Annotated in this window: 22 protein-coding genes and 1 tRNA gene; 17 read left to right on the plus strand and 6 right to left on the minus strand. The window is 52.9% G+C overall.

Going from position 1 to position 21,992, the window contains the following annotated elements; genetic code table 11:
- Positions 1–2: 2 nt before the first annotated feature.
- From ACZ5BI_RS03305 to ACZ5BI_RS03320, 4 genes are all read right to left on the minus strand, one after another.
- Positions 3–884: an NAD(P)-dependent oxidoreductase gene (locus ACZ5BI_RS03305; protein WP_316087299.1), complete on the minus strand. Its 882-nt coding sequence runs from the start codon at positions 882–884 to the stop codon at positions 3–5.
- Positions 885–927: 43 nt separating this feature from the next.
- Positions 928–2,367, minus strand: coding sequence for a four-carbon acid sugar kinase family protein (locus ACZ5BI_RS03310; RefSeq protein WP_412585657.1), 1,440 nt, complete (start codon positions 2,365–2,367; stop codon positions 928–930).
- 108 nt (positions 2,368–2,475) lie between these two features.
- Positions 2,476–3,171, minus strand: coding sequence for a FadR/GntR family transcriptional regulator (locus tag ACZ5BI_RS03315; RefSeq protein WP_316098857.1), 696 nt, complete (start codon positions 3,169–3,171; stop codon positions 2,476–2,478).
- A 200-nt stretch (positions 3,172–3,371) separates the two neighbouring features.
- Positions 3,372–3,462 (minus strand) — tRNA-Leu (locus ACZ5BI_RS03320).
- A gap of 163 nt (positions 3,463–3,625) precedes the next feature.
- Between ACZ5BI_RS03320 and ACZ5BI_RS03325 the strand changes: the two genes are divergently transcribed.
- The 4 genes from ACZ5BI_RS03325 to ACZ5BI_RS03340 all read left to right on the plus strand — a co-directional run bounded on the left by ACZ5BI_RS03325 (position 3,626) and on the right by ACZ5BI_RS03340 (position 6,572).
- Positions 3,626–4,327 carry an HAD family hydrolase gene (locus tag ACZ5BI_RS03325; RefSeq protein ID WP_464896649.1) on the plus strand — a complete coding sequence of 234 codons (702 nt, stop codon included), beginning with the start codon at positions 3,626–3,628 and terminating at the stop codon, positions 4,325–4,327.
- 16 nt (positions 4,328–4,343) lie between these two features.
- Entirely contained in the window at positions 4,344–4,853 is a 510-nt protein-coding gene (locus ACZ5BI_RS03330; RefSeq protein WP_464896650.1) for a pyrophosphohydrolase domain-containing protein, read from the plus strand.
- Positions 4,854–5,031: 178 nt separating this feature from the next.
- Positions 5,032–6,126, plus strand: coding sequence for an FAD-dependent oxidoreductase (locus ACZ5BI_RS03335; RefSeq protein WP_024059052.1), 1,095 nt, complete (start codon positions 5,032–5,034; stop codon positions 6,124–6,126).
- A gap of 38 nt (positions 6,127–6,164) precedes the next feature.
- The gene (locus ACZ5BI_RS03340) at positions 6,165–6,572 is read left to right on the plus strand and encodes a DNA primase (protein WP_316086293.1); all 408 of its coding nucleotides are present in this window, start codon (positions 6,165–6,167) and stop codon (positions 6,570–6,572) included.
- Positions 6,573–6,589: 17 nt separating this feature from the next.
- Here ACZ5BI_RS03340 and ACZ5BI_RS03345 read toward each other — a convergent pair whose 3' ends face one another.
- Positions 6,590–7,525, minus strand: a complete 936-nt coding sequence (locus ACZ5BI_RS03345) for an aldo/keto reductase (RefSeq protein WP_316098456.1) — start codon at positions 7,523–7,525, stop codon at positions 6,590–6,592.
- Between the two features lie 244 nt (positions 7,526–7,769).
- Here ACZ5BI_RS03345 and ACZ5BI_RS03350 point away from each other — a divergent pair, with 244 nt between their 5' ends.
- A complete protein-coding gene (locus tag ACZ5BI_RS03350; protein ID WP_316086291.1) occupies positions 7,770–8,600 on the plus strand; it encodes an undecaprenyl-diphosphate phosphatase in 831 nt (276 codons plus the stop codon).
- A 13-nt stretch (positions 8,601–8,613) separates the two neighbouring features.
- Entirely contained in the window at positions 8,614–9,255 is a 642-nt protein-coding gene (locus tag ACZ5BI_RS03355; protein WP_316086290.1) for an HAD family hydrolase, read from the plus strand.
- Here ACZ5BI_RS03355 and ACZ5BI_RS03360 read toward each other — a convergent pair.
- Positions 9,247–10,113, minus strand: coding sequence for a RecB family exonuclease (locus ACZ5BI_RS03360; protein WP_464896651.1), 867 nt, complete (start codon positions 10,111–10,113; stop codon positions 9,247–9,249). The genes ACZ5BI_RS03355 and ACZ5BI_RS03360 overlap by 9 nt on opposite strands.
- Positions 10,114–10,175: 62 nt before the next feature.
- Here ACZ5BI_RS03360 and ACZ5BI_RS03365 point away from each other — a divergent pair, with 62 nt between their 5' ends.
- The 11 genes from ACZ5BI_RS03365 (at position 10,176) to pyk (ending at position 21,724) form a co-directional block, all read left to right on the plus strand.
- Positions 10,176–11,282, plus strand: a complete 1,107-nt coding sequence (locus tag ACZ5BI_RS03365; RefSeq protein WP_464896652.1) for a tRNA (adenine-N1)-methyltransferase — start codon at positions 10,176–10,178, stop codon at positions 11,280–11,282.
- 77 nt (positions 11,283–11,359) lie between these two features.
- Positions 11,360–12,901, plus strand: a complete 1,542-nt coding sequence (arc, locus tag ACZ5BI_RS03370; RefSeq protein ID WP_464896653.1) for a proteasome ATPase — start codon at positions 11,360–11,362, stop codon at positions 12,899–12,901.
- A gap of 8 nt (positions 12,902–12,909) precedes the next feature.
- On the plus strand, positions 12,910–14,511 hold the full coding sequence (gene dop, locus ACZ5BI_RS03375) for a depupylase/deamidase Dop (protein ID WP_464896654.1): 1,602 nt from the start codon (positions 12,910–12,912) through the stop codon (positions 14,509–14,511).
- A 27-nt stretch (positions 14,512–14,538) separates the two neighbouring features.
- Positions 14,539–14,721 carry a ubiquitin-like protein Pup gene (locus ACZ5BI_RS03380; RefSeq protein ID WP_024059044.1) on the plus strand — a complete coding sequence of 61 codons (183 nt, stop codon included), beginning with the start codon at positions 14,539–14,541 and terminating at the stop codon, positions 14,719–14,721.
- Positions 14,722–14,724: 3 nt separating this feature from the next.
- Positions 14,725–16,107, plus strand: a complete 1,383-nt coding sequence (gene pafA / locus ACZ5BI_RS03385) for a Pup--protein ligase (protein ID WP_464896655.1) — start codon at positions 14,725–14,727, stop codon at positions 16,105–16,107.
- A complete protein-coding gene (locus ACZ5BI_RS03390) occupies positions 16,104–17,156 on the plus strand; it encodes a hypothetical protein (protein WP_464896656.1) in 1,053 nt (350 codons plus the stop codon). The genes pafA and ACZ5BI_RS03390 overlap by 4 nt, the downstream gene beginning before the upstream one ends.
- Positions 17,157–17,299: 143 nt before the next feature.
- Positions 17,300–18,070: an imidazole glycerol phosphate synthase subunit HisF gene (gene hisF, locus ACZ5BI_RS03395; protein WP_316086832.1), complete on the plus strand. Its 771-nt coding sequence runs from the start codon at positions 17,300–17,302 to the stop codon at positions 18,068–18,070.
- Positions 18,067–18,444, plus strand: a complete 378-nt coding sequence (hisI, locus tag ACZ5BI_RS03400) for a phosphoribosyl-AMP cyclohydrolase (protein ID WP_316086833.1) — start codon at positions 18,067–18,069, stop codon at positions 18,442–18,444. Before hisF ends, hisI begins: the two co-directional genes overlap by 4 nt.
- A gap of 53 nt (positions 18,445–18,497) precedes the next feature.
- Positions 18,498–19,340 (plus strand): indole-3-glycerol phosphate synthase TrpC, encoded by an 843-nt coding sequence (trpC, locus tag ACZ5BI_RS03405; RefSeq protein WP_238127630.1) that lies wholly within the window; start codon positions 18,498–18,500, stop codon positions 19,338–19,340.
- 11 nt (positions 19,341–19,351) lie between these two features.
- Entirely contained in the window at positions 19,352–20,224 is an 873-nt protein-coding gene (lgt, locus tag ACZ5BI_RS03410) for a prolipoprotein diacylglyceryl transferase (protein ID WP_464896657.1), read from the plus strand.
- Between the two features lie 75 nt (positions 20,225–20,299).
- Positions 20,300–21,724, plus strand: coding sequence for a pyruvate kinase (gene pyk / locus ACZ5BI_RS03415; RefSeq protein ID WP_024059037.1), 1,425 nt, complete (start codon positions 20,300–20,302; stop codon positions 21,722–21,724).
- Positions 21,725–21,992 lie beyond the last annotated feature (268 nt).

Here is a 21,992-nt window from a genome sequence, read left to right on the forward strand (position 1 = left end):
TGTTATTTCACCTCCGGCTTTACTACGTTAATTACCGAAGAGTCATCCATAGCTCCTTGCCCGTTGGCGTACCCTAATAAATATTCTTGTTCTGCCGCGGCGGCCACCGGAACTGCCATCCCCGCGGCCTTTGCTGCTGCAGTCACGATTCCCATGTCTTTTACGAAAATATCTAGACGTGACTTTACTTCGGGTTCTTCGCCGCGCGAAGCTAAGATTGCTCGCGGGCCGCGGTCACCTAGCATGAAGGACTCGGCGGCTCCCGCCATGAGGGCTTTCAGAACAACTTCTTGATCTAATTCCAATTGTCCCGCCAGCGCTAGAGCTTCGCCGGCAGCCGCGATATGAACTCCGCACAGCAGCTGATTTACAGTTTTCATTGCCTGCCCTTTGCCGGGGGTTTTCCCTACCCAAACTAGGGTGGAGGCCATGGCATCCAATACCGGTTTCGCGAAGTTATAATCTTTCTCAACCGCGCCTACCACTACTAACAGGTCACCCTTGCCGGCGCGTGCCGGTCCTCCGGATACCGGGGCATCTATCAGACCAATTCCATCTGCCTTGAGCTGAGCGGCCACATTTTCTACAGCTTCAATCCCAATAGTCGAGGTGAGGAGTAGACAAGAGCCGGAGCGCATCGCACTGGCGATTCCGCCCTCCCCATAAAGCAAATCGTTCAACTGCGCGCTGTTACGTACAGCTACCAGCACAATGTCAGTATCTTTTACGGCTTCCTGGGCTGAAGAGGCGGTGGCAATTCCGTCTTTAGCAGCCATTTCCATTTTTTCCGTGGCAATATCATAGCCGGTGACGGTGAAGTCATTGTTGAGCCAGGAGCACATTTGATATCCCATAGCTCCGAGACCGATTACCGCAATTTTCATTGTTTTCTCCTTTGAAAGATTTTTTAGACTTTTTGATTCCTTGCTATGAACGCGAGAGTTTGCGTACTACTTGTGTGAGAGATTCCTCGTTGCCCACGTTCCCGGCAAAAACGACATAGGGGATTCCGGTTGCAGGACCAGACGATGCTGTCCAGAGGGAAACTATCCCCTCCAGCATGGGGCCAATCACCATCGCGCGACGGATTTCTAGCCCTTTTGAAGCCGTGTCTGAAGAGGTAATGCCGCCTTTAGCGACTACGAAACGTGGGGGAGCAGCCTTTAGGATCTCCTTGGTGACTTTGACTACTGCCGCTGATACCTGTCGGGAAATCTCTAGAGAGGCGTCTCCATCAACACCGGTAACCAGTTTGCGGGAGGTTCTTACAATCACGTTTCCATTTTTGATTGCCGAGATGGCCTGATCTGTTACGTCCTTCAGGTGCTTATCGCGGCGTTCAGGATCGATAATCTGCTGCACCTCAATTTCCAGCTCAGCAGGTTTTTCCTCCACCCGTAGCCGATTGAGCTGGCGGGTGGTTAATTCAACATGAGATCCCACCACGATAAGCCCCCCGGCAGCTAACTCACGTTCTCCCCGGGCTGTAGCAATTTCTTCGCGGGTAAGCGGAGGATGTACTTCTTGACCGATGCGTGCACGTACGAAAGGCGGACCTACCCGATAAACAAAGTTCTTCCCTTTTGCCTCGGCCTTAATAAGGGCGAGGGCGAGTTGGCGTAAATCTTCTTCGGTTACAGTATCTGCCACCAAGACTTGCCCGTTTTGTGCCTGTTCAAGCTGCTGGCTGACATTAGCGAGGTTTTCTCGCAGATCCTGAAGTTTTAGTATTTCAACTTCTTCCGCTTTAACTTTGCCGGCGGTTTTTTCTGCTACCCAGCTGGGCAGGGAAGATTCGTGATATCCGAAGGTGGCATCTTTGGCGAATTCAGTTTCCCCCACGGGAATGAAACCTTCTTGTTCGGAACCGGCGTAGTGAATTCCGTTAACGGTGATTCGCCCCGCGTCACCGAATGCGGGAACCAGGATGATTGCATCTGCCGGGGCGGTTCCCGTTTTTTCCATTTCGTCCATTATGGTTTGCGGCTCTAAGGGAAAATGTCCTCGCAAAGTTGAGTCTGAACGGGAAACAAAAGCGAGTTCTGCTTGGCATTCTTTAGCGGCGGCAAGTGCAGAAGAAACTACTTCCCGGTTGACCTTTTCCGCGTCAGCGGGGGAGAGGGATCGGGAATTAGTCATCACATAAACCGCGGTCTTGCCACTTTCAAACGCCCAAATGAAATCCTCTACTTCCCAACGGGTCAGAATAGGTAAGTCACTGACTGATTGAGTGCCGGTAGGGTCGTCATCTAAAACCACGTAAATCCGGTGATCGCCGGCCTCTTCGCGGGCAGAACGCACCTGATGAGCGCCGATTTGCGGGGTGTCAGGCATTTCTTTTAATAATTCGGAAAGCGATAGAGCCATCTGCCTACTCCTTCGTAGCATTTTAAACAGTCATCTGAGGTCTGATGTCTTTTAAAGGCTAGCAAAGACGAAAGTCCTGGGGTAGAGAAATGAGAGTGATTTAGTTCACTACTTAGCTTTTAGGGTACGTAAATCCTCGGCAGTTTGCGTCATATGTGCCCGCATAGCTTCTTTAGCTCCAGTAGCATCCGCATTCTTAATTGCCTGGTAAATCCGGCGATGATGCGATTGGGCTCGCATCGCAACCCTCCGATCCGCTGCGGTTGCCTGACGCGAACGTTCCAGCGCTACCTCTAGAGGCTGCATCAATGCGCTGATAAAGGGATTCCCACTGGCGTTTTGAATCTGCTGGTGGAAGTTAAGGTCTGCGACAGCAGCACCGGGAACATCGCCCCGTTCCAATGCCTGATCATATTTTTCGAGCTCTCGTGCCATGTTTTCCAAATCTGCAGTTGAGCGCCGGGCGGCAGCTAGGCCACTGGTACCCACCTCAATCATGCGGCGAATCTCCAGTAGGCTAACCCCTAAATCTAAGGGGTCTTCGGTACGGGAAAGAAAGGTAGCGATGGTTCCCAAGTCCGTCCACTGCGCCAGAGGCAACACGAAAGTCCCGTTTCCATGCACTACTTGTAGTACGTTGCGATCTTTGAGGACGCGTACCGCTTCGCGCAGGGTTAAGCGCGACACTTCTAATATTTCGGCAAGCTGTGACTCGGGGGGAAGTGGGGTAGAAGTAGTGAACTCTCCGCTGGAAATACGCTCAAGGATGCCATTCATAGCGCGCATTGCTAAATCCTTGCTCAAGGTATTCTCCTAGCTCTTTCGGTTTAGATAATCCTAGCTTAGCGACTGCGCAATTCGCCTAGAAAAAACCCGGGCTGATACCTAAAAACCCTCAAATCTTAGAATGGCTAGTAATCCGTCCGCTAAACCGCGTAGGTACGTTCGGGATAAAATAAAATTTCTTGACTGGTGCCAGCTATAAGAAATAGTAGAAAAATCGCTGGTGCGCGGGAAGGGACTTGAACCCTCACGGCCGTTAAGTTGGCCACTAGCACCTCAAGCTAGCGCGTCTACCAATTCCGCCACCCGCGCTCGAGGACAACAGAGAGATTAGCACATCTTGGTGCTGGCGGAAAAGCGAAGGGAAAATGGGCGGATAAAGCGCGTTGATTTACCGGGGAAGAAAGTTGCCTACAATGAGGGCGGGATCTAGCGCCCAAAAGAATCGGAAGCTACTGAGCAGAAACGAGGGGTTGTGGGGCAGCGTTGTTTTGACACCGTGATTTTCGATATGGATGGTACCTTGACCGATTCGGTTCCCTTGATCACTGAAGCGGTTTCGGAAGTGATCTCTCACTATCGCCTGCCTGCACAATCTCCCCGGCAGCTCAAACGGTTTGTAGGGCCACCGCTACGCATAGGTTTTAAGCAGTATCTAGATCTACCTGAAGAGCTACTAGATGAGGCAGTGGAAGTTTACCGGCGCTATTACCGCCCTCGGATGACTGAAGTACCGCTATTTCCAGGAATAGAAAACCTGCTTTTCCACTTGCACCGTGACGGTCTGAAAACTGCCGTTGCCTCTTCCAAACTGGAAGAACTGGTACGCGATATCGCAGAGGCCACCGGGATGAGTCCCTATCTGGATTGGGTGGCAGGAACTCAAGAAAAAGCGGGAACCAGCGCTGAGAATCCTTCTGATGTGGCTAATCCTCAAATAAGGCGCGGCAAAGAAGGGGTTATTCGCTACGCCCTAGACCAGTTAGCTGCCCTCGCTCCGCCCGGGCGAGTAGTAATGGTGGGGGATCGCGCGGACGATTACCGGGCGGCTCGTAATATCGGTATCGACGTCATCGGGGTTTCTTGGGGAGCGGGTAGCCGGGAGGAATTTCCTGGAGCCCCGTGGGTAACATCAGTATCAGAACTGCAAAACATGCTGCTTTCAACTTCGAAGTAGGAAAGGGAAAATTGTAATGAACCAGGCCGCACCAGCCCAGCAAGTTGCCGGGGAACAATCCGAACAGCAGATGCCGGATCCGCATCGCCCCGAAGATTTAGTTCGCCAATTTCATGAGGTCTACGGACTACCAATTCAACACGATGAGCCAAATGTAGATCGCGAACGGGTGCATATGCGCATGCGCCTAATATATGAGGAAGTTAGTGAGCTTACCGGCGCAGTATATGGAGCTAAGGCGCGCCGGCTGCTAGAAGAAACTATTTCCTCCCTGCCCGATGATGACACTCGGGACACCATAGAAACCGCTGATGCCCTCGCAGATTTGATTTACGTCATTTACGGAATGGCGCTGGAATGCGGGATTTCGTTGCCGGCAGTACTGCGGGAAGTGCAGGCCTCAAACCTTTCTAAACTGGATGGTGAAGGCAAACCAATTTATCGCGAAGACGGAAAAGTTCTCAAAGGAGATAATTTTTTCCCTCCCAATGTCAAATCCGCGTTAAAAATCCGCATTCCTGAGTAGGATAGTTACTAAAGACGTATTCTTTTTGATAGCGTAAGATACAGTAGAACTGAAAAATGATCGTTGGGTTGGTAAGTCTTCATCTCGTCGCCCAAAAGGGTGACCGATGGCAGCTGCCGGTCTGATTTAGCTCGCATCTGTTTTGGTATAACCCAGGATAGATAAAAGGGGAGGTAGCGTGGCTAAAGTAGTTGTCATTGGCGGCGGTTACGGTGGCATAACCGTGGCGGGTGGCCTAGATGACGTGGCTGATGTCACGCTGGTCGAACAAAAAGACCAGTTCGTGCATCACGCGGCAGCGCTGAGGGCAGCGGTGGATTCCGTGTGGGGACATACCGTATTTATGCCTTACAGTCGGCTGCTTGACCGCGGCAAGGTCGTACATGGTACTTGTATGCGGGTTGACGGTCGCACAGTTTATGTTGCCGGACATGACCCCATTGAGGCAGATTTTCTAGTGTTAGCAACGGGAACTACCTACCCATTCCCAGCAAAACACATGGTTTCTCAAGCCTCGGTCGCGAAGGCGCGTTTGGATCAAACTCGCGAAAACTTGGCTCGTGCTAAGCGGGTAATGCTGGTTGGTGCTGGCACCGTCGGCGTGGAATTTGCGGGCGAGCTTACCTCCACTTACCCGGATATGAAGATCATCATGGTTGACAAGGAACCCTATATCCTGGGTACTCCGGGTTACCTGGATTCTTTGCGTGAAACCATCACCACCCAAATGGAAGAACGCGGTATCGAGTTGGTATTGGGAGCACCTCTAGCCTATATGCCACCTACCGACGTGGGAATGCTCTCCACTTTCCAGGTCGAAACTCTAGCCGGGGTACCGGTCGAAGCCGATATGTGGTTCCTGTGCTACGGGGCTCAAACCTCTTCCGGCTACCTCCACGGGTCATATTCCCAGGTTATGCATGCTAATGGCACAGTTATGGTTGATGAGCACCTGCGTGTAAAGGACATGGAAAATGTTTACGCAGTGGGCGACATTACCGACGTGCCGGAATCAAAGCGCGCAGATGCTGCTCGCGCTCACGCCCGGGTAGTGATCGCGAATATTCGTGATCAGCTTTCCGGTCGGCCTCCTTCGACAACCTATGCTCCGGGCAAGGAGTGGGTCATTTTGCCGTTAGGCCCTGATGGTGGTGCCTCGCAGCTGGTTGACCCTGACGGTACGACGCGGATCGTCGGATCGGAAGAAACCGCAGAAATCAAAGGAACCGACTTAATGGTGACTATGATTCGCGGACAACTTCACTTGCCCTAAGCATCCTGGTTGATTCGGAGCCCAGGGGGTGGTGTATCGTGGCTGACCGTTTGCAAATAACATTCGATAACTTTGTAGGTGCGCTGCAAGCACATTTAGAGGCTGCGCGGGGTGCTGAAGATCCGGACTGTGATCCGCAGGTAGCGCGGGCAGGAGAAAAATTAGAAGCTGCTTTTTCGGCCTATGATGAGGCTCTTTACTCTGAATTAGGGTGCGACCTTCCACTAGATATTTTTGAGGATGAAGATATCGATTCGGAAAGTCTTTTCGACCATGTGGATCAAGTACTCGAAGCAGATGAATCCGCCTACCAGGACGAGGACGAAGAATACGATTTCGACGAGGACGACGAAGACGAAGACGGCGACGATCTCCTAGACGAACCTGAAGAAATCCTGGACGAAGAGTACGACTTCGACGAGGATGACGAAGACGAAGACGAATAGGTCTTTCCCGGTTTTTCTTACTCGCTAGCCTCGTTTAAAGCTACCCTAATTTGGTGAGGTACATGCGCATCTGCTGCTTTTAATACCGCCGCAAACTGCCCAGCGCTGCGCGCCCCCGTTAATGCACTGGTTACTCCCGGGGCATCTTTAACCCACGCTAAAGCCAGTTTCAGCGGCTCCCACTCTAAGCCTTCGGCTCCTGCCAATACTGCCTCGATAATCGGCTGATATTCGGCAGAAAGATAGGGGGAAACAAATCCCTGTAAATGTTGGGAAGCAGCCCGGGAATCTGGCGGAATACTAGTTTGGTATTTTCCGGTTAAAACCCCACGTCCCAGGGGAGACCAGGCGATAAAGCTGGAGTCAAAATGCTCGGCCGCTCCCAGTACTTCCTCTTCAACCTGGCGGTTGACTAAAGAATATTCCCCTTGGACTGCGGCTACTTCGTAGCGATCTTGCCCCAGCAATACCGCTAGCTCGGCCATTGCCCAGGCTGGGTAATTCGATACCCCCACGTAGCGGGCGCGCCCAGACCGCAGCGCCATCTCTAAAGCGGTTAAAGTCTCTTCTACTCGTACAAAGGGATCGTAGTGGTGAACAAACCACACATCAATATAGGAGGTTCCCAGCCGTTCCAGAGTTTGATCCAGACCGCGTAATAGATTCGCCCGGGAAGCATCAACCGAGGGGGGATCACCTGCTCTTACCCCGGCTTTTGAACAAATCACTAGGTCCTCCCGAGAAAACTCCTCGTCCAACAGGGTGCCGATAAGTTTTTCAGACTCGCCCTCGCCATAGGTAGCGGCAGTGTCAAGTAGATTTCCGCCGGCATCTAGGAACATTCGCAGTTGCTGGCTCGCTTGTTCCAGGTCGGTATCTCGCCCCCAAGTGAGGGTTCCTAGCCCCAAGCTGGAAACCATAAGCCCGGTGCGGCCTAATCTTCTTTTCTCCATACTCCCAGGTTAAGGGGGAGGGGAGCGAGAAGTTTTCAGGCACGGCGCAGCAAAAGCAAATAGAGAGCCGAAAACTAAATCTAAAAGGGAATACCTCATAAATAATCTGGCCTCGACAAGCGAGACAAGTGCGTTGCCGGTGCTACTTCGCTACCAAGGGGTGCACGGATCTGCTGAGTGAGGTGAGAGAAAACACCTAGCCGAAAGGCGAGTAGGGAGCGTTAAAACGATAGGCTTGGAGGTCGTGAACACCATTGAAGCCATCATTATGGGTCTTGTACAAGGATTGACCGAGTTTTTGCCGATTTCCTCCTCTGCCCATCTGCGGATTTTAGGAGCAATCTTTGGAGATGACCCCGGTGCCGCCTTTACTGCGATCACCCAGATAGGAACCGAAAGCGCCGTCCTCATCTACTTTTGGAAAGATATCTCGCGGATTGTGTGCAAATGGTTCCAAGCCTTGGCGCCCGCTCGCAGCGGCGTTTCCCAAAGCGACCCGGATGTGCGGATAGGGTGGATGATTATTGTAGGTTCTTTGCCGATCGGAATCTTGGGGCTGCTCGGCCAGGATTGGATTGAAAAAGAATTCCGTAATATGTGGATCACCGTGGTGATGCTAATCGTCTTTGCCCTGTTCTTAGGGGCGGCAGACCGCTTCGGCAAGAAAGACAAAACCCTTGATCACCTTTCTTGGGTGCAAGCAATCATCTTTGGATTCGCGCAGGCTCTAGCGCTGGTTCCCGGGGTTTCTCGTTCGGGAGGAACCATTACCGCCGGTCGGCTTATGGGGTTCACCCGGGTAGCTGCCGCTCGCTACTCCTTCCTGTTGGCAATGCCGGCAGTTTTTGCTTCGGGGTTTTACGAAGCCGCTAAATCGGTAGGTAATAATCCTGCCGGCTGGGGGCCGACAATCCTGGCAACCCTTGTGGCTTTCGCCGTAGGCTATGCGGTAATCGTGTGGTTTATGCGCCTGCTAGAAACCAAGACTTTCACGCCATTCGTGATCTACCGCCTGCTCTTGGGCTCAGCGGTAGGAATCGCGCTAGCCGCAGGAGCCCTATCGGCCTTCGCTTAAAAAGGAGACAAATATGGGAGCGGTTCTTTTCGATATGGACGGCACCTTAATTGATTCCGAACCGCTGTGGCAACGTACAGAAGCAAAAATAGTTGCCAGCTTCGGAAAAGTATGGACTGAGGAGGACGGGGAGACTCTAACTGGAAACTCGCTTTTTGATAGTGCCTCCCTGATGATCCAGCTCAAGAATTTGCCGCTGGAGCCAGGGACAGCAGTGGAGATGATGGTCTCGAATATGCATGAGCTTTACACCCTGGAAGGAGTTCCCTGGATACCGGGAGCGCGCGAACTGCTCAGCGAATTGGCCAGCGCCCAGATCCCCACTGCTTTGGTCTCCGCCTCCTATGACATCTTGGTGCGCGATGTTTGTGCTAGCGCTCCACAGGGATCCTTAGAGGTGATGGTGACCGGTTCGGAACCGAATATGCGGCAAAAACCCTCGGGGGATCCTTACCGCCTGGCGGCACGCAGATTAAACGTACCGATAGAAAATTGCCTGGTGGTAGAGGATTCTGCTCCTGGGCTAGCTGCTGGACAGGACGCGGGGGCACGACTGGCGCTAGTGGGGCCGCGCGAGGTAGCCGAAATCCCGGCAGCCCGTTTTGATTCGGTAGGGCACCTGCGACTGCGCGATATCCAGGAACTTTTAGCTTAAATCCGCATCTTCTTGCGCGCCGTCTTCTTGGGTGGAAAGTAACCGCTGCACGCCCTCGTCAGAAATTTCGGGGGCGATTCCCTCCATCAAGGGGCAATAGGCGCGATAATCACACCAATTGCATAGGGGCGAGCGCCGCGCGGGAAAATAACCCGAACGGGCTTGGGTTAAAATTTGTTCCCAAACCGCGAATATTTCCTCGGTGGTGGCGTCAATATCGGCAGCGGTGGGGGTATAGGTGTAAACCTGCCGGTCTTTTAGGAACAGCAGCTGCAAGCGGGCGGGCAACTGGCCTTGAGTCAAGTACCACAGCAGCGCATAAAAACGAATTTGGAACTGGTAGGGGCCGATATAGCGTTCGGCGGGCGCTTTGCCGGTCTTGTAATCCACAATCCGTACTAACCCGGTGGGAGAAATATCTACCCGATCAATATAGCCATGCAGGTGCAGGTGATTTTTATCGGTTACTCGCAGGTATTTTTCCCGATGAGCGGGGGCGAGGCGATCGGGGTTCTCCATTTGGAAATAGTTAGCGAGCAACTGGCGGGCGGTTTCTAAGAACTGGTTTTCACCGCTTTTATCTTCCCCGAAAAGCTCGGCGAGCAAATCCGGTTTTTCGCTAAGCGTCTTGTCCCAGGCTTCCTCCATTGTCCGACTGGCGGCGGCAAAAGTTCGCTGCTGAGCTGGAAGGTCAAATAAGTTTTCTAGCGCTGCGTGTACCAAAGTTCCCCGCTGGCGTGCCTGAGATTCTTTGGTGGGGATCTTATCTATCACTTGGAAACGGAACTGCAATGGGCAATTCCGGAAAGTGCCTATCCGGGAAGGGGAGAGGGCAGAGGCGCGCTTAGAAATACTCATAAGAGTATTGTAAGGCGCTGCCTGATACCGGGAAGTCAGCAAGAAAAGCTAGGATTAGGGAGATGAATCAGATAGAACCAGAAAACAGAAGCGGATGTATCCCCCCTGATGTCCCGCGATTGCCGACGCGGGCACGCGGGGCGTTTAGACTCGGCGACCGGGTGCAGCTCCAGGGGGCTTCCGGGGATCTACATACCGTAACTATCACCGAAAACGGCTGGTTCAATACTGCGAAAGCTACTTTCCCCCTCGCTGAGTTATTGGGCAGGGACGAGGGCATCCTGGTTCGTTCTCGCGAGGGGAGAGAATTCTTAGCTTTTCGTCCTCGCCGCCTGGACTACACCCTATCTATGCCGCGGGGAGCGGCGATTATCTATCCCAAGGACGCGGCGCAAATCCTGCAATCTGCCGACATTTTTACCGGTGCCCGGGTTTTTGAATGTGGAGCCGGTTCTGGGGCACTGACGGTTTCACTCCTGGAGATGACGGGAGAAGCCGGACACTTGGTTTCGGTGGAAGAACGTGAAGACTTCGCCGATATCGCCCAGGCGAATGTAGATTTATGGTTCGGACGCCCTCATCCGGCCTGGCAGCTGAAACGCGCACGCCTGGGGGAAATAGACTTGGAAAGCATATACGGTTCCCACTATTTCGATCGCGCGGTTATTGACCTGCTCGATCCCTGGAGCTACCTGGATATTCTGCACCAGTTGTTGGTTCCCGGCGGAGTATTGTGCTGTTACGTAACGACCGTAACGCAAATGTCTACGCTGGTAGAAGCTTTAAGGAGTGATGGGCGTTTCGGGTTTACCTGCACTGAAGAAACTATTCAAAGACAGTGGCATACCGAGGGGCTAGCGCTGCGCCCCGAACATCAGATGGTGGGACACACCGGGTTTCTAGTTACCTGCCGAGTCCTGGCAAGGGGGGCGAGGCGACCGCAAAAATTGGGGAATGCCCCTAAGGCCGCCAAGATAAACGGCGGGCAGTGGAGTCCGGAAGATGATTGGGAGCAAGTACGCCTAGGGCAGCGCAATCCCGCGCAGAGAAAGACACGCCGGGTACGCCGAGACGTAGTTAGGCGCGCCGAATATTGGGCGCGAGGAAACGCTGCTGCAGAAAGCACGCCGCCACCAGAGCCAGAAACTAGCCCGGGTACGCCCTCGTAAATGTTAATAATCATGAACATTTAGAGCAGGTGGCGGGCAAAACTAATAGGCTGAAAGGGTTTACGGAAAGGAAACTGATGTCAGATCCTAACGAAGAGCAGTTGCAAGCCCTCCAGAGGGAAGTGACCTCCTTGAAAGGGAAGAACCAGCGTCTTTCTGCAGCTTTGGGAGCAGCTCGCGAACAAGTGGTGACGATTCATCAGCAGCTTGCAGATTTAGCTAAACCACCGGCAACCGTGGCTGTGATTGCGGAAAGCCCCCAAAGCCCTGGCCAGGTAAGGCTGTTTTTAAATGGAAAACCCATGGTGCTTCGGGTACATCCGGATATTAAACCTGAACAGTTACGAGTCGGTCTAGAAGTTCTAGTTAATGAAGAAATGGTGGTCTCGAATATTTTGTCCTATCCCCGCACTGGAACTTTAGTGCAGGTGGGGGAAGTTATGCCTCGGGGGCGCGCCCTGGTGCGGCTATCGAATACCGACAGTGAAATCGTTTCTCTAGCTGCCCCCCTAGTTGGAAAAATCGAGGTGGGGGACTCGCTACTGTTGGAAGGACGCAGTGGGATTGCGGTACGAAAGGTGCAAAAAGGAGAGGTAGAGCAACTACTGGCTCCCCAAGTTCCCAATGTTTCCTATAAACAGATCGGGGGACTCAAAAAACAGATTGAAACTATCCGGGATGCGGTAGAACTGCCGTTTATTCATCCCGATCTTTATCGGCGCTACGGTCTTTCGGCACCGAAAGGAATACTGCTATACGGCCCGCCTGGATGTGGGAAAACCCTGATAGCCAAGGCAGTGGCTACTTCTTTAGGGACTAACACTCACGGGAAATCCTCCTATTTCTTGTCGATCAAAGGCCCGGAATTGCTTTCGAAATTCGTGGGCGAAACCGAGCGGCAAATTCGGGCTATTTTTTCTAGGGCGCGACAACTAGCCAGTAATGAGCACCCGGTAGTGATTTTCTTTGACGAAATGGAAGCGCTTTTCCGTACCCGAGGATCAGGGATTTCTTCCGATGTGGAAACCATGATCGTCCCCCAGTTGCTGGCTGAGATCGATGGGGTAGAGGCACTTTCAAATGTGATTGTGATTGGAGCTTCTAACCGCGAGGACATGATAGATCCCGCGGTGCTGCGGCCAGGACGCCTGGATGTACGGGTACGTATTGAGCGGCCTAACTTAGAACAGGCCGGACAAATCTTTGATATCCACCTGGGACAAAATGTGCCGGTAGAATCAGAGGGGGGAACTTCCCCGGCAGATGGGAAGGCGAGGCTGCGCGAAAAACTGGTGTCGCTACTGGCGGAAGAATCCGATCGCACTCAGATTTATGAAGTCGCTTATGAGAGTGGGGAAAAAGAAATCATCTATGCACATTCGTTGCTTTCAGGAGCAATGATTGCCTCGATTGTCGAGCGGGCGAAAAAAGCGGCGATTAAAGACTCGCTGCAGGATCCGGCGAATATAACGGGACTTAATTGGAGGCACGTAGAAGTAGCCGCGGTAGAAGAAATTCGCGAAACTGCAGCTCTGGGGGCTTCTACCGATCCGGGAGAGTGGGCGCGTACCCTGGGAGTTAGGGGCGCGCGAATTGTCGATGTGCGTAGCCTGCAATAGGAGGAACCGTGACCCAAAGCGCTATTAACCGACCGCTGGGAACCGAAACCGAGTTCGGGATTATCCAGGTAGGAAACGTCTACGCTAACCCGGTTGCACTTTCTACCCAAGTAGTGACGGCCTATCGGGATCGCTCCCGCGAGGCAGAAGCTGTTACCTGGGATTATGAGGGGGAAAATCCCTTGCAAGATATGCGAGGGTTTTCGCTTAATCCCCGCCAGGCCGACCCTTCACAGCTCACCAATAATCCCGAGCAGCTGGCGCCTTCCGGCCCGGGGGTACAGGCGGTTGCCCGTCCTAGCGCTCAAGAGGCCGCGTTGCCCAAACCCAGCGCCTGTGTACTGACTAATGGCGCCCGCCTGTACGTTGATCATGCCCACCCGGAGTATTCCTCTCCGGAAACTCTCGGTCCCATGCAAGGGTCACTCTATGATGCGGCGGGAGATCTGATTGCCCGCCGCGCCATGGAGCTGGCAGCAGAAAATGGCAACCAGATTGAGCTTTACAAGAACAATGTGGACGGTAAGGGCGCGGCCTACGGCAGCCATGAGAACTATTTACTGCGGCGCGACCTAGATTTTTATGGTCTTGCCCAAAACCTGATTCCCTTTCTGGTTACCCGCCCATTGATTTGCGGAGCCGGACGGGTAGGTATCGGGCAGCGATCTGAAAAACCTGGTTTCCAGATTTCGCAACGCGCCGACTATGTAGAAAACGATATTGGGCTAGAAACTACCTTTAACCGGCCGATAATTAATACTCGTGACGAGCCCCATGCCAACCCCAGTAGATGGCGGCGTCTCCATGTTATTGGCGGGGACGCGAACCGTTTTCAATACTCAACCTATCTACGTTTAGGCGCTACTGCCGCTTTACTGTGGCTATTGGAAAACCCGGATTGTCCCCAGGTAAAACAGCTGAAAGAGCTGCGGATTACTTCTGATCCGGTAGAGGAAACCTGGGCGGTATCGCATGATATTTCGCTGACCCACCGCGTAGAAACGGTGTCAGGCCCGCTCAGCGCCCTTCAGATTCAAAACGCTATTCGAGCTGCTATTGTCGAGGCGTTGGAAGAGCGAGGTGGGGCAGATGAGGCTAGTGCGGCGTTGCTGGGTGACTGGCAGCAAGTTTTAGATTCTTTAGCCACTGACCGCGAGCTCGCTGCCCGCCGGGTCGAATGGGTGGGGAAGTATCGGCTTTTAGAACGAATGCGTCAGCGTTTAGGCTGCGACTGGAACCACCCCAAAATTCAGGCGTTAGATTTACAATGGGCGGCGCTGCGGCCGGGAATATTCGAAAATATTTGTGACGCCGGAATGGTAGAGCAACTGTTTTCCCCGGAGGAAGTATTGCGAGCGGTGCAGCAGCCTCCTTGTGGGGGCAGATCCTGGGTGCGGGGCATGGCAGTAGCGAAACTGCCACAAGTGAAGAAAGGATCCTGGCAGTCACTGCTCTTAGATTTAGGCGGGGAACAGCTATTACGCTTCAGTTTGGGGGATCCAGATTGCGCTGCCTCGCCAGCTGAAATGCGCGCCCTCGAAAATGGTGATGCGGTCGCGTTTGCCCGCGCTCTTAGCGCTAAAAAGGAAAAACCGATAGAAAAATTTTAGGCTTAGCTTTATTAGGAGGAAACATAAGTGGTACAAGAACAAATAAACGCGCCCGGCGGGAAAAATAACAGCATTGACGAAGGGATAGAAGCCGCGCAGGCACAGATTAATGCGCCTGCAATTGATGCCCTCTTAGAGCAGATAGATACGGTAATGGAAACTGATGCGCAAGCTTTTGTCGAAGGTTTTGTGCAAAAAGGTGGGGAATAGTCCTTGCGTAGGATTTTCGGGATCGAAACCGAGTACGGGATTACCTGCGCCGCGCCCGCAGGCCGGCCGCCTCTAGATGCGGAAAAGGCTGCCCGCCGGCTGTTTATGCCGGTAGTTAACCGTCATCGCTCTTCTAATGTGTTCCTCGCCAATGGGGGACGGCTATACCTGGATGTAGGTTCACATCCCGAATATGCGACTGCCGAATGCGACTATTTGACGGATCTATTGGCTCAAGACCGCGCGGGGCAAGAGATCTTTTCAGATCTGGTAACCACCACTAATCAGCAACTAGCTGCTGACGGTATCAACGGGCAGATTCATCTTTTTAAGAACAACCGGGACTTTCAGGGGAACTCGTGCGGGTGTCACGAAAACTATCTTTTGCATCGCTCCGCGGATTTTATGGGAATGGCTGACGCCCTGATTACCTTCTTTATTACTCGGCAAATCCTGGTGGGAGCGGGGATGGTAGATGAAGAGGGCGGCTACCATTTTTCCCAACGTGCCGACAAAATGTATGACCCGATTTCGGCGGCTACTACCCGGGCGCGTCCCATTATTAATACTCGGGATGAGCCGCTGGCAGACTCTAACCAGTATCGCCGTATGCACGTGATCGTAGGGGATTCCAATATTTGCGAAGCCACCACCGCCTTAAAAGTGGGGATGACCATCGCGTTGCTAGATGCGATTGACTGCTCTCTAAGCGTGAGCGACTTGGCGATAGCTGACCCCATGAGCGCCATTCGCGAAATCAACGCCGATCTAACCGGCAGGGCGCCACTAAAACTAAAAACGGGCGGTTACCTAGATGCGGTAGAAATCCAAAAACGCATCTACCAACGGGTGATGAATACTTTAAACGATGCGGGAGAGCTGGAGGCTACTCGGGAGCGGGTAAGCGTCGGCGATTTTGATCCCCTAGAGCTTTGGGGGAGGGCGCTTAAGTGTTTCGAGGACGAAAACTTCCAGGCGGTGCAAACCGAGATCGATTGGGTGATTAAGCAGAAACTTCTAGAACAAAGCGCTAAGCGGCATCAAGTTCCAATGAATTCTCCGCTAATAGCACGCCTAGATTTGGCTTATCACGACATTACTTCCGCTGGTTTAGCTCCGGCACTGTGTCAGGCAGGGCTGATGCGTCAGCTGTTAACCTCAAAACAAATAGAGGCCGCTAAAACCTATCCGCCCCGCACTACCCGGGCAAATATGCGGGGCAGGATTTTGCGAGAAGCCGAGCAGCTGCGGCGAGACGTCTCCGTTGATTGGATACACGTGCGCATTGATGAATCGAAAATGCCGACGGTAATGCTAGGGGATCCTTTTGCCTCCGAAGGTGAAATCCTAGATAAACTACTGGCCGAATTGCAGGAGAGGGCGTGAGCTTAATGGATAGTAACGCCCGCAGTCACGGCGATGATACGAAGAATGCTGTCCCCATTTCGTCTCCGGAGCCGCAAACCGCTTCCGGAGAAAACCAGGAAGGCACAACTAGCGATATGAAGCGGCGCTTTCCTCCGCGAAAGGCAGCAGTTCCGGCGAAGAAAAAGCCTTACCTCTGGCGTATTTTGTGGTGGTGGCTGGCTTTAGCTGCTGTACTCGCGGTGGCCGCTACGGTAGTTTTAGGGTTTTATCTATGGCAGGCTGGTAGCGGCCAAGAAATCAGCGGGGTTTCTACCCAGGTGAAAGTCAGTGGTCAACTGGGAGAACAACCAGTGGTCGAATTTCAAGGACGAATGCCTATTACTTTGCCTAACTCGCGGGTAGCTATTCGTGGCTTCGGGCCGCAGATACGGGAAAATCAAGACGTACGGGTGATGGTAAGTGTTTACGAGGGCGATACCGGGAAACTGGTTTCCAAGGGAGGAAAGCCACAGCTATTTGTAGGCAAAGCTAACGCCTCTAATTTGCCCAGGGGGTTGCTTACCGAAATTGTTGGCAGGAACGAGGGGTCGCGCCTGATCGTGCACCGTCCAGCTACTGCCAGTGATGGGAAAACCGCTATGGAAGTTGACGTTATCGATGTGCTACCTACTGCGGTCTATCAGTCGCAGTTGCAGATTCCGGAAGCGGCAGGAGTAAGTTTCACTTTCCCGCAGGGATTGCCGCAATTCGAGTCGGCAACGGAAACCAAACCGCAAGAGGCCGCAACTTTCGTCTTGGTGCCTGGCAAAGGCGAACAACTAGACCCCCGTAAGAAGATCCTGGCGCAATATGGAGTCTGGGAACTGGACTCGGGTAAGAAACGCGTCTACACCTGGGGGAATCTTGGCCCGCAAAACATTGTGGGCGAAAGTACCTTCCAATCCTTATCCCAACAACTGACTGCCCTACGTGCCAACTCGCGTATCTTGGCGATTATTCCCGCTGATCAAGCTACCGGTGATAGTGCGTTGGTGGTAGTTATGGATGTTTTGGCCTGCGCAAAATAAGGTAGCAGTTTTTCGAAGCTCGCGGTAGCGCTGCCGAATCCAGTCCACCTAACGGCACCGGGGATCACCAATCACCCTAGTTTTTTACACTGAGGGTAGAGAACCTATTAAGTAAGGGTAGCGAATCTATTGAGGAGGGCAAAATGGCAGTAGCGATTAGGGTGATTCCTTGCCTAGACGTTGACCAAGGGCGCGTGGTTAAAGGGGTCAACTTCCAGAATCTGCGAGATGCAGGAGATCCCGTGGAACTGGCGGAACGCTACAGCGATGAAGGTGCAGATGAAATAACATTCCTGGATGTGTCAGCCTCTAAAGAAGGACGCGCCACCATGGTGCAAACAGTGCAGCGCTGCGCCGAGCAAGTATTTGTACCACTCACCGTAGGTGGGGGAGTGCGTTCGGTAGGGGACGTAGAACAACTGCTGGGGGCAGGCGCAGATAAAGTGGGAGTAAATACTGCGGCTATCGCTAACCCAGAGCTGATAGACCAGATTGCTCAGCGGTTCGGTAATCAAGTATTGGTGATCTCGGTTGATGCCCGGCGTTGCCCTGACGGAGTGGAAACTCCCAGCGGATTTGAACTTACTACCCATGGGGGAACCCGTTCTACCGGTATTGATGCCTTAGAGTGGTGTAGCGAAGTCACCGCCCGCGGTGCCGGAGAGATTTTACTCAATTCGATGGATGCTGATGGGGTGAAAACTGGCTTTGACCTGGAAATGTTAGCGCAGGTACGCTCGCAGGTGACCGTTCCTCTAATTGCTTCTGGGGGTGCGGGCAAGGTTGAGCATTTCGTGCAGGCGGTCCGCACCGGGGCAGATGCAGTGCTAGCGGCCAGCGTTTTCCATTTTGGCGAGGTCGCGATCTCGGCGGTGAAAACAGGACTCAAGGAAGCGGGGTTTGAGGTTCGGTGAGTGCACAACCTTTAGATCCGCATATAGCCTCTCGTTTGAAATTTGATGCGGCGGGACTGGTATGCGCGGTTATCCAGGACTGGCAAAACGGACAAGTTTTAATGGTCGGATATATGGATGACGAGGCGCTGCGACGCACGCTAACTACGGGGAGGGTCACTTTCTGGTCGCGTTCGCGCCGCGAATATTGGCGCAAAGGTGATACCTCTGGGCACGCACAATATGTGAAGCAAGTTCAGATTGATTGTGACGGGGATGCCCTGTTGGTTCAGGTAGATCAGGTAGGGGCTGCCTGTCACACCGGCGAGCGCAGCTGCTTTGAAAGCGGCGGTGAACTGGCAGTCCGCGTCGGGCTGCGCCCAGATAGTAACTAGAATTATCACTGAAGGTGACAAAATCATAATATAGTTTTGGAGGTGATACTCAGATGAATGCTCTGGAACGGTTGCTGGCGGGCGTGCGGCAAGAAGTGGCGCGGCGGGAGTCTGAGGTAAGCCTGGAAGAAATCAAGCGGATCGCTGCCCAGCGTCCTCGTCCTCAAGATGGAGTCCGTGCCTTACGTAGTGAGGGCGCGGTTTCGGTAATCGCGGAGATAAAACGCGCCACCCCCGGTAAGGGTTTTTTGCGAGAAGTATCCGATGTAGCGGCGCTGGCTAAATCGTATGAGGCGGGGGGAGCTTCCGTAATTTCGGTTTCGACTGAGAAAAACTTTTTTTGTGGCTCCATCGAGGATCTGCGACAGGTGCGGGCAGCAGTAGAGGTGCCGGTACTTTATAAAGATTTTGTGATCACCCCTTATCAGGTTCATGAAGCCCGAGCGCTAGGGGCTGACCTAATTTTGATTCTGCAAACCTCGGCAGAACCAATGGTAGTCACCGCTTTGGTAGAGCGGGCTCACTCGCTTGGTTTGACTGCGATTGTGGAAGTGCATTCGCGGCTAGAAGCCTTTCGAGCACTGGAAGCAGGAGCCCGGGTAATCGGGGTAAATGCTCAGGATTTGCGCACCCTCGATTTTAATATGGATACTTTTGCGCAAATCGTTGACGTTATTCCCGAGCAGGTGGTGGCGGTGGCCGAATCCGGGGTGGCCGGTCCGCACGATGTATTCAACTATGCCCAACAAGGAGCGGATGCGGTATTGATCGGTTCGGCTTTGGTACAGTCAAATAATCCGCAATCTTTAGTGGCTGAAATGGTGGCGGCGGGAGCACATCCAGCTTTGGCAACTTCCCGCAAGTCTCGGATCAGCCACGAGAAGCACCACGACTAGAAAGTTTAGGGATGAACCCGTTTTTTATTCCCTCTCCCGCGCAAGGTGTCTGGTATTTAGGGCCGATTCCCCTGCGTGCCTATGCTTTAGCGATTCTTACCGGTATTTTTTTGGCCTGCCTATGGGCTTCGCGGCGTTATAAAGCCCGGGGAGGTGATCCAGAGTTAATCGTGGATTTGGCGATCTGGGTAGTTCCCATGGGCATTATTGGAGCCCGGATCTACCATGTGTTGAGTAAGTGGCAAGACTATTTCGGTCCTACGGGGGATCCTAAAGAAATCCCGCTTATCTGGCATGGGGGACTGGCCATCTGGGGAGGGGTGATTGCCGGCACCATCACTGCCTGTCTGGTTTTGTGGCATCGGCAGCTGAAAATTGCTCCGGTAGCCGATGCTATTGCGCCTACTATCTTGGTAGGGCAAATTTTTGGTCGTTTAGGAAACTACTTTAACCAGGAGCTTTTTGGTAGGCCGACTACTTTGCCTTGGGGGCTGCAAATTGATCTGCAACATCGTCCGCTAGGCTTTGAGCAGTATGCTACTTTCCACCCGACTTTTCTCTATGAAATGTTGTGGAATCTAGCAGCGATCGGGGCGCTGCTGTGGATAGAACGACGTTTTCGGTTGCGTGGCGGCATGATGATGGGATTCTATCTGTGCGCCTATAGTCTGGGGCGTTTTTGGGTAGAGAGCCTGCGGATGGATCAGGCAAATCAGTTCCTCGGTTTGCGAATAAATGCTTGGACTTCGGTGCTGATGTTCATCTTGGGGGTAGCCTTGGCAATTTGGTGTTATCGCCAGAACTTCCCCCGACAGCAGGAAGCTAATCCGCAAAAGGATAGGAAAATATCTGCTGCGGGCGGCGATAAATCAACCTCTGTCTAGGTATGTTGGATCAAGCGTGAGCCAACTAGCTTCCGACTAAGTGGAAAGAACTGAGGAACTCGTTAGGATAGAGGTATGCGCAGAGCGAAAATTGTATGTACGTTAGGACCGGTAACAAATTCCCCGTCCCAAATTGAAAAACTAGCTGAAGCTGGGATGAACGTGGCGCGGATTAACCGCTCACACGGCAGCCAAGAAGAAGCTGAGGTTACGATTGGTAATATTCGGCGGGTGGCACTGAAAACCGGTAAAGCAATTGCGGTGTTAGTAGATTTGCAAGGCCCCAAGATTCGTTTAGAGACTTTTGCTGCTGGCCCGCAGACCCTAGAAAAGGGTGATATTTTCACGATTACCACTCGCGATGTTCCCGGGGATAAAGAAATCGTGGGGACTACCTTCAAAGGTTTACCGGGGGATTGTACTCCCGGAGATGCCCTCTTGATTGATGACGGAAACGTGCAGGTGCGGGTAAAAGAAGTTACGGCTACAGATGTAGTTACCGAGGTAGAAGTACCTGGGGTGGTTTCCGACCATAAGGGACTTAACTTGCCGGGGGTAGCAGTTTCTGTGCCGGCACTTTCAGAAAAGGATGAAGACGATCTGCGTTGGGCACTGCAGCAAGGTGCCGATATTATTGCGCTTTCGTTTGTGCGCAGCGCCGATGATTTTGCTGATGTGAAGCGGATTATGGATGAAGAGGAAGTCCATGTCCCTGTTATCGCCAAGATTGAGAAACCGCAAGCAGTCGAACGCATAGTGGAGATTGTGCAGGCTTTTGACGGCATCATGGTGGCGCGCGGTGACCTGGGGGTAGAGATGCCGCTAGAAGCGGTGCCCTTGGTGCAAAAGCGAGCGATCGAGCTGGCCAGAAGGTACGCGAAGCCGGTCATCGTGGCTACTCAGGTCTTTGACTCTATGATTCATAACCCGCGTCCTACCCGCGCTGAAGCATCTGACTGTGCTAACGCGATTTTGGATGGAGCCGATGCGGTAATGCTGTCTGGGGAAACCTCGGTGGGGGCATACCCGATTGATGCGGTGCGTCTGATGGCTTCGGTTATTACTAATGTTGAGGAAAACGGGGGAGACCGGATCGCTCCTCTTACCACCTATGATCATGATCGAGCTGGGGTGCTTTCAATCGCGGCTGCCAGAGCAGCGGAAATGCTGGATCTGAAATTTATGATCGCGTTCACGCAGGGAGGTGCGACCGCGCGCACCATGTCCCGACTGCGTTCCCCAATCCCAATGGTGGCGTTTACGCCGCTGGAATCCACCCGGAATCAGCTGGCGGTTTCGTGGGGAATTCGCACTTACCGGGTTCCCTATGTAACTCACACTGACGATATGATTTGGCAAGTTGATCAGGTTCTGCAAGCGCAAGGATTAGCTAAGCGAGGGGATCAGGTAATTATCCTCGCCGGTATGCCTCCGGGGGTGACGGGTTCTACTAACTCGATGCGGATTCATACGGTAGGGTTAGAAACCGACTATCGCTAGTGCTTTACTGCTCATTCTCGAGGGCGGGAAAAGTGTTTTTGCGCTGCCTCCAGGTATTCGGCCTCGGGGCGCGCAGGGAGTTGACGATCCAAGATTGACAATATCTGGATGGTGAACTAAAGTTAAACGCTTGTTGAAGTTTTCGAGTTTTCTCGGAAATTTGGTTGACTGCCTGCCACCTTTATGGTGTGCTGAAGTTGGCCACAACAGGCAGGGTTCTTTTGGAACCCCGGGGTTACCGGTACGAACCATGTGCCAACCCCGTGAG

The organism is Varibaculum sp. GTC20041 (assembly GCF_055387755.1).